The 18955-nt window shown below is 68.4% G+C and carries 14 protein-coding genes, 1 tRNA gene and 2 pseudogenes; 2 read left to right on the top strand and 15 right to left on the bottom strand.

What is annotated here, in order from left to right; all coding sequences use genetic code 11:
• Window position 1: 1 nt before the first annotated feature.
• The 11 genes and pseudogenes from GVO57_RS00890 to GVO57_RS00845 all read right to left on the bottom strand — a co-directional run bounded on the left by GVO57_RS00890 (window position 2) and on the right by GVO57_RS00845 (window position 12018).
• The gene (locus GVO57_RS00890) at window positions 2–610 is read right to left on the bottom strand and encodes a HEAT repeat domain-containing protein (RefSeq protein ID WP_233281417.1); all 609 of its coding nucleotides are present in this window, start codon (window positions 608–610) and stop codon (window positions 2–4) included.
• Between the two features lie 2 nt (window positions 611–612).
• Entirely contained in the window at window positions 613–1677 is a 1065-nt protein-coding gene (locus tag GVO57_RS00885; protein WP_160591064.1) for a protein-glutamate methylesterase/protein-glutamine glutaminase, read from the bottom strand.
• A complete protein-coding gene (locus GVO57_RS14545) occupies window positions 1674–2270 on the bottom strand; it encodes a chemotaxis protein CheW (RefSeq protein WP_201752665.1) in 597 nt (198 codons plus the stop codon). The genes GVO57_RS00885 and GVO57_RS14545 overlap by 4 nt, the downstream gene beginning before the upstream one ends.
• Window positions 2261–3226 (bottom strand): chemotaxis protein CheW, encoded by a 966-nt coding sequence (locus GVO57_RS14540; protein ID WP_201752664.1) that lies wholly within the window; start codon window positions 3224–3226, stop codon window positions 2261–2263. Before GVO57_RS14540 ends, GVO57_RS14545 begins: the two co-directional genes overlap by 10 nt.
• A 115-nt stretch (window positions 3227–3341) precedes the next feature.
• Window positions 3342–5255 (bottom strand): methyl-accepting chemotaxis protein, encoded by a 1914-nt coding sequence (locus tag GVO57_RS00875; RefSeq protein WP_160591062.1) that lies wholly within the window; start codon window positions 5253–5255, stop codon window positions 3342–3344.
• 210 nt (window positions 5256–5465) lie between these two features.
• Entirely contained in the window at window positions 5466–6821 is a 1356-nt protein-coding gene (locus GVO57_RS00870; protein ID WP_160591060.1) for a lipopolysaccharide biosynthesis protein, read from the bottom strand.
• Window positions 6818–7969 (bottom strand): hypothetical protein, encoded by a 1152-nt coding sequence (locus GVO57_RS00865; protein ID WP_160591058.1) that lies wholly within the window; start codon window positions 7967–7969, stop codon window positions 6818–6820. The genes GVO57_RS00870 and GVO57_RS00865 overlap by 4 nt, the downstream gene beginning before the upstream one ends.
• A gap of 69 nt (window positions 7970–8038) precedes the next feature.
• On the bottom strand, window positions 8039–9538 hold the full coding sequence (locus GVO57_RS00860; RefSeq protein ID WP_160591056.1) for an HAD-IB family hydrolase: 1500 nt from the start codon (window positions 9536–9538) through the stop codon (window positions 8039–8041).
• Window positions 9539–9827: 289 nt separating this feature from the next.
• A complete protein-coding gene (locus GVO57_RS00855; RefSeq protein ID WP_160591054.1) occupies window positions 9828–10568 on the bottom strand; it encodes a CPBP family intramembrane glutamic endopeptidase in 741 nt (246 codons plus the stop codon).
• A gap of 420 nt (window positions 10569–10988) precedes the next feature.
• Window positions 10989–11065: transfer RNA gene (locus GVO57_RS00850), tRNA-Pro, on the bottom strand.
• A 195-nt stretch (window positions 11066–11260) separates the two neighbouring features.
• A pseudogene (locus tag GVO57_RS00845) lies at window positions 11261–12018 on the bottom strand (CsgG/HfaB family protein).
• A gap of 218 nt (window positions 12019–12236) precedes the next feature.
• On the opposite strand from GVO57_RS00845, the gene lepA reads away from it, so the two are divergent.
• Window positions 12237–14045, top strand: a complete 1809-nt coding sequence (gene lepA / locus GVO57_RS00840) for a translation elongation factor 4 (protein ID WP_160591052.1) — start codon at window positions 12237–12239, stop codon at window positions 14043–14045.
• A 76-nt stretch (window positions 14046–14121) separates the two neighbouring features.
• On the opposite strand, the pseudogene GVO57_RS00835 reads toward lepA, so the two are convergent.
• Window positions 14122–15302: pseudogene (locus GVO57_RS00835) on the bottom strand (glycosyltransferase family 4 protein).
• A 90-nt stretch (window positions 15303–15392) separates the two neighbouring features.
• Here GVO57_RS00835 and GVO57_RS00830 point away from each other — a divergent pair.
• Window positions 15393–16409 (top strand): glycerophosphodiester phosphodiesterase, encoded by a 1017-nt coding sequence (locus tag GVO57_RS00830; RefSeq protein ID WP_160591050.1) that lies wholly within the window; start codon window positions 15393–15395, stop codon window positions 16407–16409.
• A gap of 213 nt (window positions 16410–16622) precedes the next feature.
• Here the strand turns inward: GVO57_RS00830 and GVO57_RS00825 are convergent, their stop codons facing one another.
• From GVO57_RS00825 to GVO57_RS00815, 3 genes are all read right to left on the bottom strand, one after another.
• The gene (locus GVO57_RS00825; protein ID WP_201752713.1) at window positions 16623–17165 is read right to left on the bottom strand and encodes a fasciclin domain-containing protein; all 543 of its coding nucleotides are present in this window, start codon (window positions 17163–17165) and stop codon (window positions 16623–16625) included.
• A gap of 358 nt (window positions 17166–17523) precedes the next feature.
• A complete protein-coding gene (locus GVO57_RS00820; RefSeq protein WP_160591046.1) occupies window positions 17524–18261 on the bottom strand; it encodes an anti-sigma factor in 738 nt (245 codons plus the stop codon).
• On the bottom strand, window positions 18258–18839 hold the full coding sequence (locus GVO57_RS00815) for a sigma-70 family RNA polymerase sigma factor (protein ID WP_233281416.1): 582 nt from the start codon (window positions 18837–18839) through the stop codon (window positions 18258–18260). Before GVO57_RS00815 ends, GVO57_RS00820 begins: the two co-directional genes overlap by 4 nt.
• Window positions 18840–18955 lie beyond the last annotated feature (116 nt).

The raw sequence follows: 18955 nt of genomic DNA, 5'->3' as shown, positions 1-18955 counted from the left end.
CTCATCGCTCCCGCAGGCGCGCGATGGCGGCATCGGTTGCATATTGCAGGAACGGTTCGGCGCGGAACCGCGCCTTCAGCCGCAGCAGCGCGGGCAGCGCCGCGCGGTCGCCCTGCTCGCCGAGCAGATCCGCCGCCGCGGCGCAGACATTGGCGTCCTGTTCCTCGGCCAGCAGCCGCTCCAGCCGCCCGGCCAGCCGGTGATCGCGGCGGCCGGCCAGCGCCGCCAGCCCGCGCAGCCGCCGTTCGGCGTCGGGGTCGTCGAGCAGCGGCAGCAGCAGCGCGACGGTGCGGGCATCGTCGATCCGGGCCATCGCCTCGAATGCCGCCGCGCGCATGCCCGGATCCTCGGCACCGAGCAGGGCGGCGACGCCGCCAAGCGCGGCATCGCTGCCGATCGCCAGCAGCGCGTCGATCAGCGCCGCGCGCACCGCGCGGTCCGGCTCCACCGCCAGACGTGCCAGCAGCCGGGCCATGGCGGCGGGCTGCCCGGCCAGCGCCTGGGCGGCGCGGCGGCGCGCGGCAGGGTCGGCGGCGCTGAGCCGTGCGGGCGGCGGTGGCATGCGGTGCGGGGCCTGATCGGCCCGGCTGCGGGGCTGGAGCAGGGGCATGGTCAGCCGCCCGCCGCCCAGCGGTTCAGCTGGTCGGCGATTTTCTGGGCGGGCAGCACGACTTCGGCGCCGTCGCGCAGGATCAGTTCGCGCGGCATGCCATGGACGATCGCGGTTTCGGCGGATTCGGCGATTGTCCGGCCGCCGCGCTGCCGGATCTCGGCAAAGCCGTCGGCGCCGTCATTGCCCATCCCGGTCAGCATCACCGCGACCAGCCTCTGCGCCGGGCAGTGCTGCAGGGCCGACCGCGCCAGCACCTCGACCGACGGGTGCCAGGCAAACGCGGGGTTTTCGGGCTTGGGGACCGCAAACAGCCGCCCGGCCCGGTCGGCGACGACCAGATCGGCCCCGCCCTTGGCGACATAGGCGCAGCCGGGTTCGAGCGCGACCGGCGTTGCCGCTTCGACCACCTTCAGCGGGCAGACCCGGTCGAGCCGCTCGGCAAAGGAGCGGGTGAAGGCGGCGGGCATATGCTGGGCGATCACCACCGGCCAGGGAAAGTCGGCGGGCAGATCGGGCAGAATGTCCTCAAGCGTCTTCGGGCCGCCGGTCGACACGCCGATCAGCACCAGCCCGGCGCGCCGTGCCGGGCGCAGGCTGGGGGCGGGGGCGGGGGTGGCACGGGGGGACGAATGCGGGGCGGGCCGCGCCCGCACCGGTTCGCCGTGGCGCAGCCGCGCCCCGGCGGCGGCGCGGACCTTGGCGACCAGTTCGCGGCGGATGTCGCCGAAACTGCGCGAGATGGTGCCGCCGGGCTTGGCGATGTAATCGACCGCCCCCAGGTGCAGCGCCTCAAGCGTCACCAGCGCGCCCTGTTCGGTCAGCGACGACACCATCACCACCGGCGTCGGCCGTTCGGTCATGATCAGCGACAGGGCGGTCAGCCCGTCCATCTGCGGCATGTTGATGTCGAGCGTGATGACATCGGGGTGCAGCGCGCGCACCTGTTCGACCGCCTCGGCACCGTTGCGCGCCTGCGCGATCTCGAACCCGCCCTCCTCTGCGAACAGCTGGGCGAGCTGGGTCCGGACAAGCGCGGAATCGTCGACGATCAGCAGGCGGATCATGCGGCCGCGTCCAGCATCCCGGCAAGTTCGGCCCGCTCGTCCGCATCGATCAGATGATGGGCATCGATCAGCTGCAGCATGCGGCCGCGCTGCCCCATGTTGACGAGGCGGGGCAGCAGCCGGTCCTGCGCGGCGGACAGCGCCGGGGCAGGCTCGATGGCTCCGGCATCGACGCTCAGCACCTCGCTGACATGATCGACGACAAAGCCGGTTCGCACACCGTCGATCTGGAACACGATGATCCGCTGCCGTTCCTGCGTGTCGAGCCGGTCCATGCCCAGCCTTGTGCGCAGGTCGAGCACCGGCAGCACCGATCCGCGCAGGTTGATCACCCCCTCAACGGCCGCCGGTGCGCGCGGCACCCGGAACATCTGGTCCGGCACGCGCAGGATTTCGCGCACATCGGCGATCGGCACGCCGAATTCCTGGCGGTCGAGCCGGAACACGATCAGCTGGCCCTGATCGCCCGCGCCCGGTTCCGTGCCCGCAGCCGCCTCCGCCGCGCCGTCGCCTCCGGTCTCGTCGCCGCCCAGCCTGCCGGCGGCCTCGATCGCCGGGTGGACGAACAGCGCCCGGCTGTCGATCACCGACACCAGCCGCCGGCCTTCCTCCAGGCGGCAGACCTGCGCGATCTCCCCCGTCCCGCCGCGAGCAGCGGCGGCAGCTGTTCGATGACCGTGCGGGGCACGCCCAGCACCTCGGTCACCGTATCGACGGCCAGGCCGACCGAGTCCTCGCCGACCTTGAGCACGACGATGCGGCTTTTCTCGTCGAGCGGCCGCGCCTCGAGGCCGAGCAGGCGGCGCAGATCGACGAGCGGCAGCAGGCGGTTGCGCAGCGTCATCAGGCCAAGGACATGGCCGTCCGAACCCGGCACCGGCATGATGCGATCGGGCGAATGCACGATCTCGCGCACATCGGCGATGGCGATGCCATATTCCTGCCCGTCGAGGCGGAAACTGACCAGCCGGATCTCGTCGCCGCCATCGCCCGCCTCGGCCGGGGTGCGATCATCGGCCCCCGCATGGCCGGATGGCTGGCCGGGCGTCTGGGCGCGGCCGGCCATGGTCTGTGCTTCGGCCAGCGCCTCGACTGCCAGACGGGGAAAATCGACGATCAGCGTGATGCCGCGGCCATCGGCGTCGCGGATCATGCCGGCCAGGAACCGGCTGTCGATCACCGACTGGGCGGTGCCGGCGGGTTCGATCTGCGCTTCGGCGATGCTGGCGACGCTCGACACCCGGTCGACCACGAAGCCGACCGGCTGGCCGAGCTGGATGACCATCGCCCGGCTGGCTTCGTCGCGCGGCCGGTCCGGCAGGCCGAGCAGGCGGCGCAGCGACACGATCGGCAGCACGTCGCCGCGCAGATTGGCGATGCCGTCCAGCGCCGGCGGTGCCAGCGGCACCCGCACGATATCGGGCAAGCGGATGATCTCGCGCACCGCCGCCATCTCGGCCGCAAAGGGCCGGCCGTCGATGGCAAAGGTGACGAACTGGCGTGTGGCCGTGCCCCGTTCGGCGGCACCGCCTTCAGGGGTTGCCGCCACGGTGCTGCCGATATCGGCAGCCGCCGGGGCAGCTGGCGGAGCAGATGCGCGGGGCGCGCGCGGGCCGCGGCGGGCGGCCCGGGTCGATGGTGTCTGGGCCATTTCGGCCTCCCGTTCAGGCGGCGCTCTGCAGCTCGTCGGCGAGAGCGGCGATTTCCTCGATAGCGGTGGCGAGTTCGCGGGCCCCCTGATCCTGCTGCTGGGCGGCGCTGGCGGCCTCGCTTGCCGATTTGTCGGCCTCCTGCGCGGCGGCGGCGATCTGTTCGACGGCTGTTTTCACCTGCGCGATGGCAGCGGCGATTTCGACCGATGCGCTCATGATGTCGCCTGCGCCGCGTTCCATTTCGGCGATTTCGCCCTCGATGCGAATGAGGTTCGCCGTGCAGCTTTCGGCCTTGGCGACCTCTGCCAGCGCGGCGGCGACGATCTCGTTCAGGTCCTGGCCGACAAGCGCGATCTGGTCCTGCACCGCGCGCACCATGTCCTTGATCCGATCGGCATTTTCAGCCGAATCATGGGCAAGGTTGCGGATGTCGGTGGCGACGACGACAAAGCCCTTGCCATATTCGCCGGCCCGCGCCGCCTCGACCGCGCCGTTGACCGCAAGCATGCTGGTCTGGATCGACACGGTGGAAATGGCATCGACGATCTTGTCGATCCGCCGCGACACCAGATCCAGGTCCTTGACCTGCTGGATGCTGGCCCGCGACGCTGCCGCCGAGTTGTTGATGCCCGCGACCATCGCGTCCACCGCCAGCTTGTTGCGCGCCAGCAGCTCGCGGATCTGGCCGACCTTTTCGCTGCTCTGCGACGCGCGTTCGCGGGCGACATCGACGCCGCGCTCGATCTGCAGCGCGGCAGCCGCCGATTCCTCGGTCGCGGCGGACTGGACCTCGGCCCCTTTGCGGATCTGCTCGATCGCGGCCATGATCTGGGTCCCGGACTTGCTGATCTCATGCACCGCCGAGGACAGCTGTTCGGACGCGGCGGCCACTTCCTCCGCGCTTTTGGCGACGTCCGACGAGTTTTTCAGATCATCGGCGAGGTCGGACATCGACTGGGCCGATTGTTCGCATTCCGACAGCGCCATCGCCTGTTCGGCCACCGTCTTCGCCGATTCCTCGGCGGCAGCCGACTGCTGCTCGGCTGCGGAGGCGATTTCCTGCATGCCTTTGAGTGCCTGCTGCGTGGCGACGTTGGACTGGGTGGCCCCGACCGCGATTTCCTGAATCCCGGTCACGATTGTCGAGATATCGGTGCGGATCTGGGCCAGCTGCTCGGTGATCGTGACCGCCTTGGCGACCTCGTCGTCGATCGCGGCGGCCGACTGGTTGATCCCGGCGGCAATCTCGCGGACATCGCTCTGGATCTTGCCGATCAGCTCCTGGATCTGCGTCGCGCTGCGCTCCGACGTTTCGGCCAGGGTGCGCACCTCGTCCGCCACCACGGCAAAGCCCTTGCCATGCTGGCCGGCATGGGCGGCCTCGATCGCGGCGTTGAGCGCCAGCAGGTTGGTCTGGTCGGCGATGCGGCCAACGGCCTTGACGATGTCGTCAATATTGGCGGCCTGTTTTTCAAGCTCGGCAACCATTTCGACCGAGGCCGTCTGGCGGTGGGCGGCGGTGGTGACGTTGGCGATCAGCGCGGCGATCTCCTCGCTGGTGCGGGCGATCACCTGCTGCGACGCCTCGCCCTTGTCGCGGCTGGTCTCGGCATTCTGCATCTGGCGGGTGATTGCGCCGGCGACCTGCTGGAAGGCGGCAAGCGACATCTGCGCGGCGCTCGACGCCTGTTCGGCGCCGACGGCGATCTCGTCGGAGGCGCGCTTCAGCTCCTCGGCGGCGGCGGCGGCCTCGTTGATGCCCGCCGTCAGCTCGGTGCTGGCCGCGGCGATCCGCTCGGCCACCTGTTGCTGCTTGGCGAGCGTGCGCGCGCGCTTGCGGCGCAGTTCGGCCTCGCGCGCCGACCCGGCGGCGGCAGGGCGGGCTGCGACATTTTCCGATCTGGCGGAGTTCTTAACCAGAGCCATGCCTTCCTCTCATTTCGGCAACCATGATCCTATCGCCCCGGTATAGAAGAATGGCTGTCGCCGCAGAGGAAAGCGGGTCAATTTTTGACGGTTAAGCTGACCTTATCTACGAAATTGGTAAGCAAAAAAGATTAACGCTGACCGGCAACAGAAGGCCCATCAGATTGAAAATCAGAAGGAACCAGCCAAAAAACGTATAAATACGTAGGATCAGATTTGATCATCGGTCGCGGCGGGGCCGGGGCTGGCGGTCCCCGTCGCGCGCAGGCACAGAAACACCAGCACGCCAAGCGCGAGCACCGATTCCAGCACCGCGAAATAGCCCGATCCGATCAGGCCGAACCCCTTGAGGGCAAGCGGCAGCAGCGGCAGTGCCAGCACGCTCGCCACGATGTTCGCGCTCATCGACCGTCCGGCATGGCCAAGCGCGATCAGCGCGGAGCTGAGCTGGGGCGCGGCCAGCATGATCAGGCGTGCCGCAAGCAGCCAGACCGCCAGCGCCGCTGCGCCGGCAAACGCCTCCCCGCCCAGCAGCACCACCAGCTCGCGCGAGAAACAGGCGATGAGGACAACGAGCGGCAGGGCCGCCAGCATCGACAGGCCGATGCTGGCGAACAGCGCCTTGCGCAGGGGTGCGCCCCGGCCGCCGCTGGCGATCAGATGGGCGAACTCGGTATAGGCCGCCTGCGCCAGGATCTGCGCGGGCTGGGCGATGATCACGGTGGCGCGCTGGGCGACCGAGAACAGCCCGGCGGCTGCCGGACCAAGCATCCAGCCCACCGCCAGCAGCGCGATGCGCGGCGCCAGTTCGGCAAAGGTCGCATCGGCATTGGCGAACAGCATGAACCGCAACAGGCCGGGATTTTCAGCGCCGATCGCGGGCGCATCGGCGGGCGGGGCGCGGAACAGGCGCGCGCCGGGATCATGCTGCCGCGCCACCAGCCAGCCCATGATCCACAGGCTGGCGGATTCGGCGATCGATGCCAGCAGCCAGACGATGATGAACCCGGTCAGCCCCAGGCCGAGCAGCATCACGGCAACCGCGCCGATCAGCCGGCACAGCGGCATCACCGCATGGTGCAGGCCAAGCAGCCTGAACTGCCTGAGCAACTGCAGATAACCCGCCGGGGTCGTGCGCACCGCCATGACGATGGCAAGGCTGTAGGGCACGACATAGTCGAGCGCCGCGCCGGATATGCCCAGCCGGGGTGCGATCACCGGGGCCAGCGCCATGCCCACCGCCACCGCGACCGCACCGGCACCCAGTTCGACGAGGGCGGTAAAGCGCATCAGCCGCCACAGCCGGGGACGGTCGCCTTCGGCCAGCGCCGGCGCGCCGTAGCGGACGATCGCGTGCCAGCCCGGAAAGCTGATGATGCCCCCCACCGCCAGCGCATAGCCATGTACGAGGATCAGGATGCCATAATCTTTCGGCCCCAGCGCGCGGGCGGCGATGATCAGATAGGCAAGGCTGCAGATGCCGGCGACTGCCTTGCCGCCCAGCAAAAGCCCCAGATTGGCGTAGATCCGGCTGACGACCCCGCGCTGGCGCGTGGCGTCGGTCATGCGTAGAGCGCCGTGATCGCGCGCGCGGCACGCATGCCCGAAGGCTCGTCGGTCAGATCGAAGGTATAGGCGAACAGCCGCTGCTGCACGGCGCGGTAGCGGGCGTCGTGGTTGGCGATGGCCTGATCGATGCGCGCGTCGAGATCACCCACATCATCGAGCACCGGTCCCGCCTGCCAATGGGCGTAATTGGGATCGCCGGCATGGTCGACATGATGGGCGTTCAGGAACAGGCAGGGGCGGGGTTCGCGCATGAACTCGTAAACCTGGCTGCTGACATCGCCCAGATAGATGTCGGCGGCGCGGGTATAGGTCATGTCGGTGAGCGCGCGGCTGGCGGTGTCGACATGGATGTTGGGCGCGGCCAGCCAGCGCGGATCGATCCGGCCGGGGCGGTCGATCCGCAGCCGGTCGATGGTGACGACGAACCGCCGGTGAAACAGCATGATGTGCGGCGCAAAGATCAGATTGTAGCGCCGGCTGGCGACGAAATGGTCCAGCACCGCCCGGCCCATCCGATACCAGGACGACAGGTGCGGCGACAGATGCGGGTTGTAAAGGATCGTCGGCCGCCCGTTCGCCTGCATCGGCAGGACCGGCCGGTCGCCCGCCATGGTGTCGAACTTGGCATAGCCGGTGATCGTGATGTTCGCCGGATCGACCCCAGCTTCGGCGACCAGCCGGTCGCGGATCTTGGGCCCGGCAGCCAGAATATGGTCGAAGCGGGCCGCCGATGCGCCAAAGCCGATCGCGCGGTCCCCCGCGCCATGGTCGGCCAGCACCATCTTCAGCGCGTGCAGCCCGTAACGCTGCTTGAGCAGCAGCGATGTCCGCTCGGTCACCACCAGAACGTCAAGGCTGCGGAACAGGTCGAGATTGTCGCGGTAGATCACGATTTTGCGGGCCGGCACGATCCCGCCCAGCAGCTGTTCGGCCAGGCGCGAGCTGCCGCGCCGGACATCGAGCCGGACCAGCCTGAGCCGCGCCAGCCGCTCCGGCCCCGCCAGCCGGGTGATTTCCGCGATGATCGCATCGCTGCTGGCGGCGATCAGCACGTCATGGCCCAGATCCGCCAGCGCCAGCGCGATCGGCAGGCTGTGGGCGATCTGGTGGATCTGATCGTGGTTGCAGAGAACGCCTATGCGCACGGTGCTGGTGCCATCACTGCCATGTTTCCTGCCCGTTGCAGGCCTTGTGCCTTTGCCGTCACTTGCGGCTCAGCTCCAATGCAGAACCGGCCAGCGCCGCCGCGTCGCCAGCGCCCTGAGCTTGGCGGACGGATTGACCGCGACGGGTTCGTCCGACCATTCGAATGTCGGCCTGTCCGACGCATGGTCGGAAAAGAACCGGACATGGATGTCGGCGCGCGCCAGGCCTTCCGCCTCCAGATGGCGCTCGACCATTTCGCGCTTGGCTTCGCCATAGCAATTGTCGCCATCGATCGCCGGGGTCAGCCTGTCATCGTGCCAGGTCGAACGGGTGCAGACCAGCTCGTCGATCCCCAGCCGCCGTGCCAGGGCCTCGACATAAAAGCCGTTGGCCGCGGTTGCCAGGATCACCCGCCGCCCCTCGGCGCGCTCGGCCGCGATGCGCTGCCGGCCTTCGGCGAAGAAGCCGTTGCGGTCGAGCCGGTCGGCAAAGCGCTCGGCAAGCGCGTGCACGGTCGCGCGGGGCACCGCGCTGCCGATGAGCAGCGCATGCTCGATCTCCTTCAGCCGCCGCCGGCTGACCAGCCGGGCCAGATAGGCGAGCATCGCCGCCAGGACGAGCGGGACCAGCACCAGGCGCCAGCGGGCATGGTTCCACGCCATGAACAGCAGCAGCGCCGTATAGGTCGGCTGGCGGGTCAATGTCCGGTCAAGGTCGAAGATCGAGATCTTGGCCGCCGCGCGCGCGCCGGACGGGGCGGCCGCCGCCGCCTGCGCGCCGCGCGCCCTCAGGATCGCATCGACCTGCCAATAGTCGGACCATTTGTCGACATCGATGCCCGCATCGGGATCGGCCATCGCCACCAGCTGTGCCGACAGGCCCAGTCGCGCGCCGGCCAGCGCGATGCCCTCGGGGCCGGACACGCGCCGCGTGAGTGCCTTGAACGCCAGCCTCGGCCCGAAATGCAGGAACAGGCGCAGCGCCTTTTTCCGGTCCTGTTCGGCGAGCGTCCACAGCTGCAGCGCATTCCAGGTGACGGGCGTGTGCAGCGCGAACAGATTGGCCCCGGTATAGCCATCGTCGCTGAACCTCAGCCAGGTGCGGTCTGTCCCCGGATAGCGCGCCAGCATCGTTTCGCGGGCCACCATGCCGACCGACAGATCATGGGTGGATGCCCGGGCGAGAAAATCGTCGACCATCTGCGTGGTGAGCAGCGGGTGATCGGCCGTGGTGATCATGATCGGCCAGGGCAGCGTCTCGCGCCCGGCCAGCGCCATGATGTTGCGCGAGATGCCGGCCCCGCCCGACCGGACCGTGATGCGCGGCTCGGCCATGAAATGCACGAGCGCGGGGTCATTGAGAAGATCGCCGTCCTTCGCGATGATGACGATCCGGCCGACATGGCGCGACTTGAGCAGCGCATCGAGCACCCAGGCGATCATCGGGCGGCCGTTGATCGGGATCACCGCCTTGGCGCCCCGGCGGAACCCTCGCGCCAGCGGGTCGGTGCCCGGGCGCTGGCCGGCAAGCAGGGCGACGGACCAGACCTGGTGCTGCCGCGCGCTCATATGGCCTTTCGACATGTGGACCGAACGTGAAGCAAGAACGCGTCACCCCGCAATTGCGCTGTCGGGCCGCGACACCGCGCGGCGCTCAATCCCCCAGCCCGATATCATCGCGACAAAGGTTTGCAAGCCGGGCAAACCCCGGGTCTGGTGGATGCGGGGAGCCGTTATTGGACGAGCCGCGCGCGGCGTTGGCGGCCAAACGCACGCGCCGACAAAGCCGCGCCTGGTTGTGCCCGGCCGATCGGGCGTGGGGTCGAAGACAGGGACGATTGGGTCGCGTCAGCCGCGTTCAGGCGACTTTGCGCGGCCGACCGAACCGCAGCATTAGCCAGGGTTGCAGGACCAAAGCGTTCAGATCGATCGCAGCGTGTATGGCCACAACGATGAAAAGGTTGCCGGTGGCAAGATACACGAAGGCGAGAAAGGCGCCGATCAGCCCTGTCGTCAGCACGCCGACGACGCCTTGGTAGGCATGCGCCAGACCGAAGGCGATCGTCGCGAGAGCGAAGCCCAGCAGCGGATCCCCGGCCAGGTCGGTGAACAGCAACGGCAGCACGAGCCTGAAGAAAAGCTCTTCGCCAATCCCCGCGTTGAGCGACAGCAATGCGCCCCAGCCAAGCTCTGCCCGGTTGCGCGGCCGCAGCGCGTCGAAATCGCCGGCGCCGATGCTCTTGCCGGTCCGGATCGCCACGATCATGGTGATCGCGACCCCGGTGCCGAACGATATTCCGGATCCTATCAAATGGTCGGCGCTAAGATCGAGTGCGCCGATCCGCGCCCGGATCATCGCAGCGATCGGTGCGAACTCGGCCGGGAGAACGAACAGCGCCGGCAGTCTGCCCAGCATCGCCAGCTGCGCCACGCCGAAAAGGCCGAACAGCACGAGGCCCTTGAACAGCCAAAGCCGGTAGATCTGCTGCCTGTCCGCGGTCCCGGCCAGCGTCTTGAAAAGCAGATACTCACGTCGATCGTCGACAGCGCATTTGATGAGAAGACCGATTGAGACGGCGAGCAGGACAAGGGAAAGCATGTCGGTCTCCGTTGGCAACAGCCGATCCAGGCGCGAAACTGATCAGACCCGATCCGGCAATAGGCGGCGCGCGCGGGACCAACAACCGCAACGGTGGCTGATCACCATGGCGGCCAAAAAGCTGAGCAGATAAGGTAGGCTGGCGTCATGTTGCGCGCCGTCCAGACCGTGTACGCCGTCCTCATTGAGATCCGGATTGTTATAGAATGGGAGGTGCCCTCCCGCGCAGGAAAGTTTCGACGCCACCAGTAGACGGCGCCGCGACGATAAGTTGCCATTCTGCCTGCTCCCCGGCACAGCGGGGGGGGGGGGAGGGCACAATCGGCCGCACAATCTTGCGGATTTGAATCGCAACCATCTACCTGCCTCAGATTGAAAGGCGCGGTTTTCTGCCGTTTTAGGCTGCGAACGCTGGAGAAATGGTCGGGGAGAGAGGATTCGAACCTCCGGCCCCTGCCTCCCGAAGACAGTGCTCTACCAGGCTGAGCTACTCCCCGACCGGACCGGGCGGCGGACCGCCCCGGAGGCAAGGTGGCTGCCCTTAACGGGGCTTTGCGTGCGGATCAAGGCCGTCGTGCGAACTTTCCGTCGCCCCGCGCAAGAAAGCGGCATCGCAGACAGCAGGGGCGGGGAATCCGGAGGGGGCGGGCGCCTGCCAGTCGAGGCGCCCGCCCCCTGAAGCCGCCGCCGGTTCAGCGCGCCTTGGGCGCGGCGGCTGCAGCGTTCTCGGGCAGGCCGCCCAGTTCGGTGACCAGCTTGGTATAGGCGTCGAGATAGGCGAGCACGATCACCTGGCCGATTTCGGTGTTCTGATAGCCGCCCCGGCCGCGCCGGCGAAGCCGCCCCAGAACGCACCGCCGCCGCCGCCAAAGCTCAGGTCGGATTTGCGCGCATAGCCTTCGACCAGCGCCTCCTCTTCGGTGGTGCGGGCATTGACGACCGACAGGGTGACATTGGCCTCGCTCTTGCGGACCGAAATGCCGCCCAGCAGCCCGCCGACCGCGCGCCCGCCGAGCAGCCCGCCGATCGCGCCCAGCGCGCCGCCGCCGCCCGAGTTGCGGTTGGAGCTGACAATGTCGGGCTGCAGGAAATAATCCGCCGCCTTCACCTGGCCGCGCCCGAGATTCGATCCGGCCTGCAGTTCGCCGGCATCGGCCATCGCGCGTTCCATGTTGCGGCTGGCCATGCTGCGCCCGCGATTGACGAGCGTGAAGCAGCCCGAACGCTGGACGAAGATCTTGATGATCGCCTCGGGGCTGCCGAGGTTGAGTTCGCGCCACCATTGATTGTCCGGCTCGACGATCGCGATCGTGCCGAGTTTCTTGGTGCACACCGGGATCTCGGCCGTCTGCTTGGTCTGCATCTGCCGCGCGGACGAGCCCTTGGTGTCCTTCTTGTCGACGGCAAAGGCCGGCCCTGCCGCCAGCAGCGCCACAGCGGCCGCCGTCATCGTCATCATCTTGCGCACGTCATTCCTCCCTCTCGCCCCTTCAAGCTGAAACCGGTTTGCCGGTGACCCTGGTCCGGTCCGCATGCGGCGCGGAACGGACGACCGGTCATATGGTGGCGACCCCCTTGTTCGGCGCAAGGCATAGCGCAAAGCGCGCGCGCTCGCACCGGCTTTTCCCGGGCTTTGGCAAGCGGCCCCGGCAGTGCTAGGGGCGCGGCATGACCGACCTCGACAAGATCCGCAATTTCTCGATCATCGCCCATATCGACCATGGCAAGTCGACCCTTGCCGACCGGCTGATCCAACGCACCGGCGGGCTGAGCGAGCGCGAGATGTCGTCGCAGGTTCTCGACAATATGGACATCGAGAAAGAGCGCGGGATCACGATCAAGGCGCAGACGGTGCGCCTCGACTGGAACGGCTATGTCCTCAATCTGATGGACACGCCCGGCCATGTCGACTTCGCCTATGAGGTGTCGCGCAGCCTCGCCGCGTGCGAGGGTGCGCTCCTCGTCGTCGACGCCGCGCAGGGCGTGGAGGCGCAGACGCTCGCCAATGTCTATCAGTCGATCGAGCATGATCATGAGATTGTGCCGGTCATCAACAAGATCGACCTGCCCGCCGCCGAGCCCGAAAAGGTCCGCGCCGAGATCGAGGAGATTATCGGCCTCGACGCGTCCGAGGCGGTGCTCGCCAGCGCCAAATCGGGCATCGGCATCGACGAGGTGCTGGATGCGATCGTCAAGAAGATCCCGCCGCCCAAGGGCGATGCCACCGCGCCGTTGCAGGCGATGCTGGTCGATAGCTGGTACGACCCGTATCTGGGCGTCGTCATCCTTGTCCGCGTGGTCGATGGCGTCCTTAAAAAAGGGCAGCAGATCAAGTTCATGCAGGCCGGGACCATGCATCTGGTCGACCGGGTGGGCGTGTTCCGCCCCAAGATCGAGCATATGCCCCAGCTCGGGCCGGGCGAGGTCGGCTTCATCACCGCGCAGATCAAGGATGTCAGCCAGGCGATGGTCGGCGACACCATCACCGATGCCAAAAAGCCGGCGGCCCAGCCGCTGCCCGGCTTCAAGGAAGTGCAGCCGGTGGTGTTCTGCGGCCTGTTTCCGGTCGATGCCAACGACTTTGAAAAGCTGCGCGAATCGATCTCCAAGCTGCGCTTGAACGATGCGTCGTTCAGCTTCGAGATGGAAACCTCGGCCGCGCTCGGCTTCGGCTTCCGCTGCGGGTTTCTGGGGCTGCTTCACCTCGAAATCATCCAGGAACGGCTGACGCGCGAATATGATCTCGATCTGATCACCACCGCGCCGAGCGTGGTCTACAAGCTCGCGCTGACCAAGGCGGCGGGCGAGACCGAAGGGCGGCAGATCGAACTGCACAACCCCGCCGACATGCCCGATCCCAACCGCATCGCCGAGATCGAGGAGCCGTGGATCGAGGCGGTGATCTATGTGCCCGACGAATATCTGGGCGCGATCCTGAAGCTGTGTCAGGACCGGCGCGGCATCCAGAAGAACCTGACCTATGTCGGCGGCCGCGCGCAGCTGACCTATGAACTGCCGCTCAACGAGGTGGTGTTTGATTTCTACGACCGGCTGAAATCGATCAGCCGCGGCTATGCCAGCTTCGATTACGAACAGATCGGCTACCGGCCGGGCGACCTCGTCAAGATGTCGATCCTCGTCAATGCCGAGCCGGTCGATGCGCTGTCGATGATCGTCCACCGCAGCGCCGCCGAGGCGCGTGGCCGCCACATGTGCGAGCGGCTGAAGGATCTGATCCCGCGCCATCTGTTCAAGATCCCGATCCAGGCGGCGATCGGCGGCAAGGTGATCGCGCGCGAGACCATCGCCGCGCTGCGCAAGGACGTGACCGCCAAATGCTATGGCGGCGACATTACCCGCAAGCGCAAGCTTCTGGAAAAGCAGAAGGAAGGCAAGAAGCGCATGCGCGAATATGGCAGCGTCCAGATTCCGCAGGAAGCGTTCATCGCCGCGCTGCGCATGGGCGACGAGGGCTAGGGAATGTTCGGGCCGGGCTGGCCGGCCCGGCTCCTCAGGCTGAAGATGGAGCGGGGCGGGGCGAACCCCGGCCCGGTCAGGGCACCGGGCTGGCTTGCGGTGCGCCGCCGCCGTCGCGGCGCTGGCGCAGCACGCGCAGATAGGTATCGACCAGCGCCTGGTTGACCTGATCCCAGCCCGACTGGGCGGCGCGGGCAAGGCCCGCCTGTCCGGCGGCGATGCGGGCGTCGGGATCGGCCAGATAGTCGCCCAGCGCGTCGGCAAATGCCTCGATCGCGCCGGGGCGCACCAGCCGGCCGGTCACGCCGTCGGCCACCAGGCTTTCGCTGCCGGTCGCGCGGGCGGCGATCACCGGAATGCCGCAGGCCATCGCTTCCTGCGTCACATTGCCGAACGTCTCGGTGACGCTGGGGTTGAACAGCATGTCCATCGATGCGACCGCGCGGCCCAGATCGGCCCCGCCCTGAAACCCGGCGAACACCGCCTGCGGCAGCCGGCGTTCGAACCAGTCGCGCGCCGGGCCGTCCCCGACCACCAGCACTTTGTGGCGCAGCTGCCGCCGCTCCAGCGCCTCGATCGTGTCGGAAAACACGTCGAGACCCTTTTCCATCACCAGCCGGCCGAGAAAGCCGATCACCACATCGTCATCGGCAATGCCCAGCGCCTGCCGCCAGCCCAGATCGCGGCGGCCGGGGTTGAAGATGTCGCGATCGACCCCCGGCTCCAGATGCCGACATCATAGCTCATCCGCTGGCCGCGCAGGCACTGGGCCATCGAATCCGACGGCGCGACAATGGCGTCGCAGCGGCGATAGAAACGGCGCAGCACCGCTTCGACCGCCGGTTCCATGAAGGCGAGGCCGTAATAGCGCGGATAGGTTTCGAACCGCGTGTGGACCGAGGCGACGACCGCCAGATCGTGGCGGCGCGCATAAGCGAGCGCGCGGTGGCCGAGAATGTCGGGCGCGGACAGATGGATGAGGTTGGGCGCGAAATCATCAAGATCGCGCCGCACCGCCGCCGGCAGGCCGAGCGCGATCCGGTATTCGCCGCGCCCCGGCACCGGCACCGATGCGACGCCGACCAGATCGCCCGTTGGCGCAAAGGCCGGCGTGTCGACGACCGGTGCATAGACGCGCACCTGCGCGCCCTGGCGCAGCAGATAGCCCACCAGCCGGTTGAGTGCCTGATTCGCCCCGTCGCGGACGTAATTGTAGTTTCCGCTAAACAAAGCGATGCGAAGGTCGGTGGCATTCATCCCCGCGCTGCTAGCGGGACCGGGAGAAAAAGTCACATGCCCTTCACCGCCGGCCTTTCGTTTCGCGCCGCCCTTGCCATTCTGGCGGCCATGACCGCGTCCCTCACCCCCGCCGCCGCAGCCCCCGTTCCCGCCGCATCCGCCCGCCCGGTCGTCATCGCCCATCGTGGCGCCAGCGGCGAGCGCCCCGAACACACGCTTGCCGCCTATGAACGCGCGATCGAGCAGGGGGCCGATTTCATCGAACCGGATCTGGTGATGACGAAGGACGGCGTGCTGGTCGCGCGCCACGAAAACGAGATTTCGGGCACCACCGATGTCGCCGAACGGCCCGAATTCGCCGCCCGCCGCACGACCCGGCTGATCGACGGGGTGGAGATGAGCGGCTGGTTCACCGAGGATTTCTCGCTTGCCGAGCTGAAGACGCTCAAGGCGCGCGAACGGCTGCCCCGGCTCCGGCCCGGCAACACGGCCTTTGCCGATGAACGCATCCCGACCTTTGCCGAGGTGGTGGCGCTGGCCCGCAAGCACGGCGTCGGCGTCTATCCCGAAACCAAGCATCCCTCCTATTTCCGCGGCATCGGCCTGCCGCTCGAAGCGGCGATGCTGAAGGTGCTTGCCGATCATGGCTGGACGCGCGCGGCCGACCCCGTGTTCATCCAGAGCTTCGAGGTCGAAAACCTGAAGATGCTGAAGGGGATGACGGCGCTCCGCCTCGTCCAGCTGGTCGCCGGGGCGGGCGGGCCGCCCGACCGGCCGGGCACCGCCTATGCCGACATGCTGACCCCAGCGGGGCTGAAGGAGATTGCCGGCTATGCCGCCGGGATCGGGCCGGAAAAGACGCTGGTGGTGCCGCGCGACGCCGCCGGCCGGTCGCTGCCGCCGACCCGGCTGGTTGCCGATGCCCATGCCGCCGGGCTGGTCGTCCATCCCTGGACCTTCCGGGCCGAAAACATGTTCCTGCCCGCCGAACTGCGCAGCGGCGCGGCGGGTGAGGCGCATGGCCGGCTGGCGGAGGAGCTGGCGCAGTTTCTGGCCGCGGGCGTTGATGGGCTGTTCAGCGACTATCCGGCAGCAGCGGTGACGGCGGTGCGCCAGCCGCGCTGAGGCTGAAAAGGGCGAAGGCCGTCCCCGGGTGCAAGGGGGGAGGGGATGGCCTTCGCCCAGCCATAAGCCCGTCCGGTTCCCGGCCTTTGCGGCGGTTCATGGAGCCGGCGGGCGATATGGGAAAGACCGTGTCAGGGGGACGGCCTTTCCCGGTCTTGCCGCGCGGGGCGGGCGGCGGACATCCGCCCGGCCCCGCGCGGAAGCCTGCAGGGTTTACGGCAGGACGACCGCGTCGATCACATGGATGACGCCGTTCGACTGCATGACATCGGCCTGGGTGACATGGGCCATGCCGCCCTTCTGGTCGGTCAGCATCACGGTGTCGCCCATCAGCGTCGCGGTCAGCGTGCCGCCGTTCAGCGTCTTGACCACCGCCTTGCCGCCGCCGGCCTTGATCTTGCCGACCAGATCGGCGGCGGTCACGCGGCCGGGGACGACATGATAGGTGAGCACGCCGGTCAGCGCGCCCTTGTTTTCCGGCTTGAGCAGCGTTTCGACGGTGCCGGCGGGCAGCTTGGCGAAGGCGGCATTGACCGGCGCGAACACCGTCAGCGGGCCAGGGCCCTTCAGCGCATCGACAAGGCCGGCCGCCGAGACCGCCGCGATCAGCGTCGTGTGGTCCTTGGAGTTGACGGCATTTTCGGCGATCGTCTTGTTCGGATACATGGGCGCACCGCCCACGATCGGCGCGGTGTCGGCGGCGATGGCCGCACCGGCAGTGGCGAACAGGACAGCGGCGGTCGCCGCCTTCAGCATCAGCTTCATGTCAAATCCCTTTCTGGTCGTGGCCCCGTCAGGGGTCCGGGCCCACGCAGCCAGCTACGCATGGTCGTGGGCGGCGGATGCAGCCTGTCGCCAACGGCTGATCGCTGATCGGCAACGTCTGGTCGGGATGGGGCGTGCCGGGGGTGTCGAGTTGGGAAGAACGGCACCGGGGAGTCGTTGGTTGGGAAGACCGGCACCGGGGAGTCGTTAGCTGGGAAGAACGGCACCGGCCCGCTCCCCCACCCGGCCTCCCATAGCGTAACCTGCCGTTGGGAGGCCGGGTGGGGGAGCGGGCCGGTGCCGCCCCCGCGCCGTGAGGCGCGCAACAAACAACTCTCAGGCCCGCACCTCAGACGGCGCGCATCTCGCCTGCCATCACCACGGGGCCGCTCGGCTTGCCGCCCGGCGCGCCGCCCGGCGGTTCGAGCGTGATCGCCAGCTTCACGCCCGCGCCCAGCATCCGCCGCTCTTCGGGCGCGATCACCATCGTCGCCGCGCTCTTGTCGGGAATGACGCCCAGCGAGCGCGGCTTGCCGTCGGCGGGGATCACCCACAGCTCGGCTGCCTTGCCGCCGGCATCCATGCCGGTCGGCAGCACGGTCATCCGCCCCTCGCGCCCGTCAAAGGTGATGGCGACCAGCCCGGTGCCGCGCGTAGGGGCGGCGGGGGTGAGCGCGGCGACCATGATCGGCGCGGCCTGTTCTGGCCCGGCTGCCGGTTCGGTGGCCGGCGGAGGTGCCGAGGCCGTCTGCGGTGCCGGTGCGGGTGCCGGGGCAGTCGGGCGCAGCACGATCACCGCAAGGAAGCTCGCCGCGAGTGCTGCCGAGGCATAGGTTGCCATCCGCCAGAACCGGGGGCCGTCCGCCCGGGCCGGGCGTGCGGCGGGGGCGGGGGGCGGCAGGCTTTCGGCGATGCGCGCCCACAGCTCGGTCGGCGGCGTTTTGTCGGGCGCGCCCATCATCGGCAGCAGCCGGGCGCGCCAGCGGTCGACGGCCAGCGCGAAGCCGGCATCGCCATCGACCCGCGCCGTGGCATCGGTCAGGCCCAGCGCATGTTCGGCGGCCAGCAGATCATCTTCGTCGTTCACCGGCTCAGACACTCACGCAGCTTCAGCAGAGCGCGGCGGATCCGGCTCTTGACCGTGCCGAGCGGTTCGGACGACCGCTGGGCGAGTTCGGGATAGCTCGCGCCTTCCAGAAACGCGGCGCGGATCAGCCCCGCCTCGCGACCCGGCAGATCGCCCAGACAGGCATGCAGCCGCGCGCCGTCTTCCGCCATTTCCGCGAGCGACGCGGCATCGGGGGCGGGATCGGCGATGTCGGCCGCGTCCTCGATCGGGGCCATGATCGCCCCGCCGCGCGCGCGCAGCCGGTCGATCGCGCTGTTGCGCGCGATCGCTGCCAGCCAGGTGATCGGGCTGGCGCGGCTGGGGTCGAACCGGTCGGCCCGCCGCCAGATGTTCAGATAGGCGTGCTGCAACGCCTCCTCCGCGTCATGGCCTTCGCCCAAGATACGGCAGCATATCCCGTAAAGTTTCGCTGAACTGCGCTGATAGACTTCGTAAAAGGCGCGTCGGTCGCCCTCGGCGGCGCGGGCAAGCGCCGCCGACAGGCGTTCGCGGGCCTCGTCTGCGCCGGTGCGGTAAGACGGTTTGACCAGTTCCAATCGCTGCTCCACCGCCCCCGAAGTTGCCCTGCCGAGTCGCGCTCTGCGCCCGCCCAAGCTAGTCGATCCGCCCCGTTGTGCAATGGCCGGGCGCAGCTTGGTGCGCGGCGATTTCC

The sequence above is a fragment of the Sphingomonas changnyeongensis genome (assembly GCF_009913435.1).
GTDB lineage: Bacteria > Pseudomonadota > Alphaproteobacteria > Sphingomonadales > Sphingomonadaceae > Sphingomonas_B > Sphingomonas_B changnyeongensis.
This window is presented reverse-complemented; position numbering and strand designations above follow the sequence as displayed.

Bases quoted from the DNA above. Each gene is read 5' to 3' on its own strand.
- GVO57_RS00870 (WP_160591060.1), bottom strand. From the start codon at position 6,821: ATGACCGACGCCACGCGCCAGCGCGGGGTCGTCAGCCGGATCTACGCC.
- GVO57_RS00855 (WP_160591054.1), bottom strand. From the start codon at position 10,568: ATGCTTTCCCTTGTCCTGCTCGCCGTCTCAATCGGTCTTCTCATCAAA.
- GVO57_RS00875 (WP_160591062.1), bottom strand. From the start codon at position 5,255: ATGGCTCTGGTTAAGAACTCCGCCAGATCGGAAAATGTCGCAGCCCGC.
- GVO57_RS00885 (WP_160591064.1), bottom strand. From the start codon at position 1,677: ATGATCCGCCTGCTGATCGTCGACGATTCCGCGCTTGTCCGGACCCAG.
- GVO57_RS00860 (WP_160591056.1), bottom strand. From the start codon at position 9,538: ATGAGCGCGCGGCAGCACCAGGTCTGGTCCGTCGCCCTGCTTGCCGGC.
- GVO57_RS00830 (WP_160591050.1), top strand. From the start codon at position 15,393: ATGACCGCGTCCCTCACCCCCGCCGCCGCAGCCCCCGTTCCCGCCGCA.
- lepA (WP_160591052.1), top strand. From the start codon at position 12,237: ATGACCGACCTCGACAAGATCCGCAATTTCTCGATCATCGCCCATATC.
- GVO57_RS00825 (WP_201752713.1), bottom strand. From the start codon at position 17,165: ATGCTGAAGGCGGCGACCGCCGCTGTCCTGTTCGCCACTGCCGGTGCG.
- GVO57_RS00890 (WP_233281417.1), bottom strand. From the start codon at position 610: ATGCCCCTGCTCCAGCCCCGCAGCCGGGCCGATCAGGCCCCGCACCGC.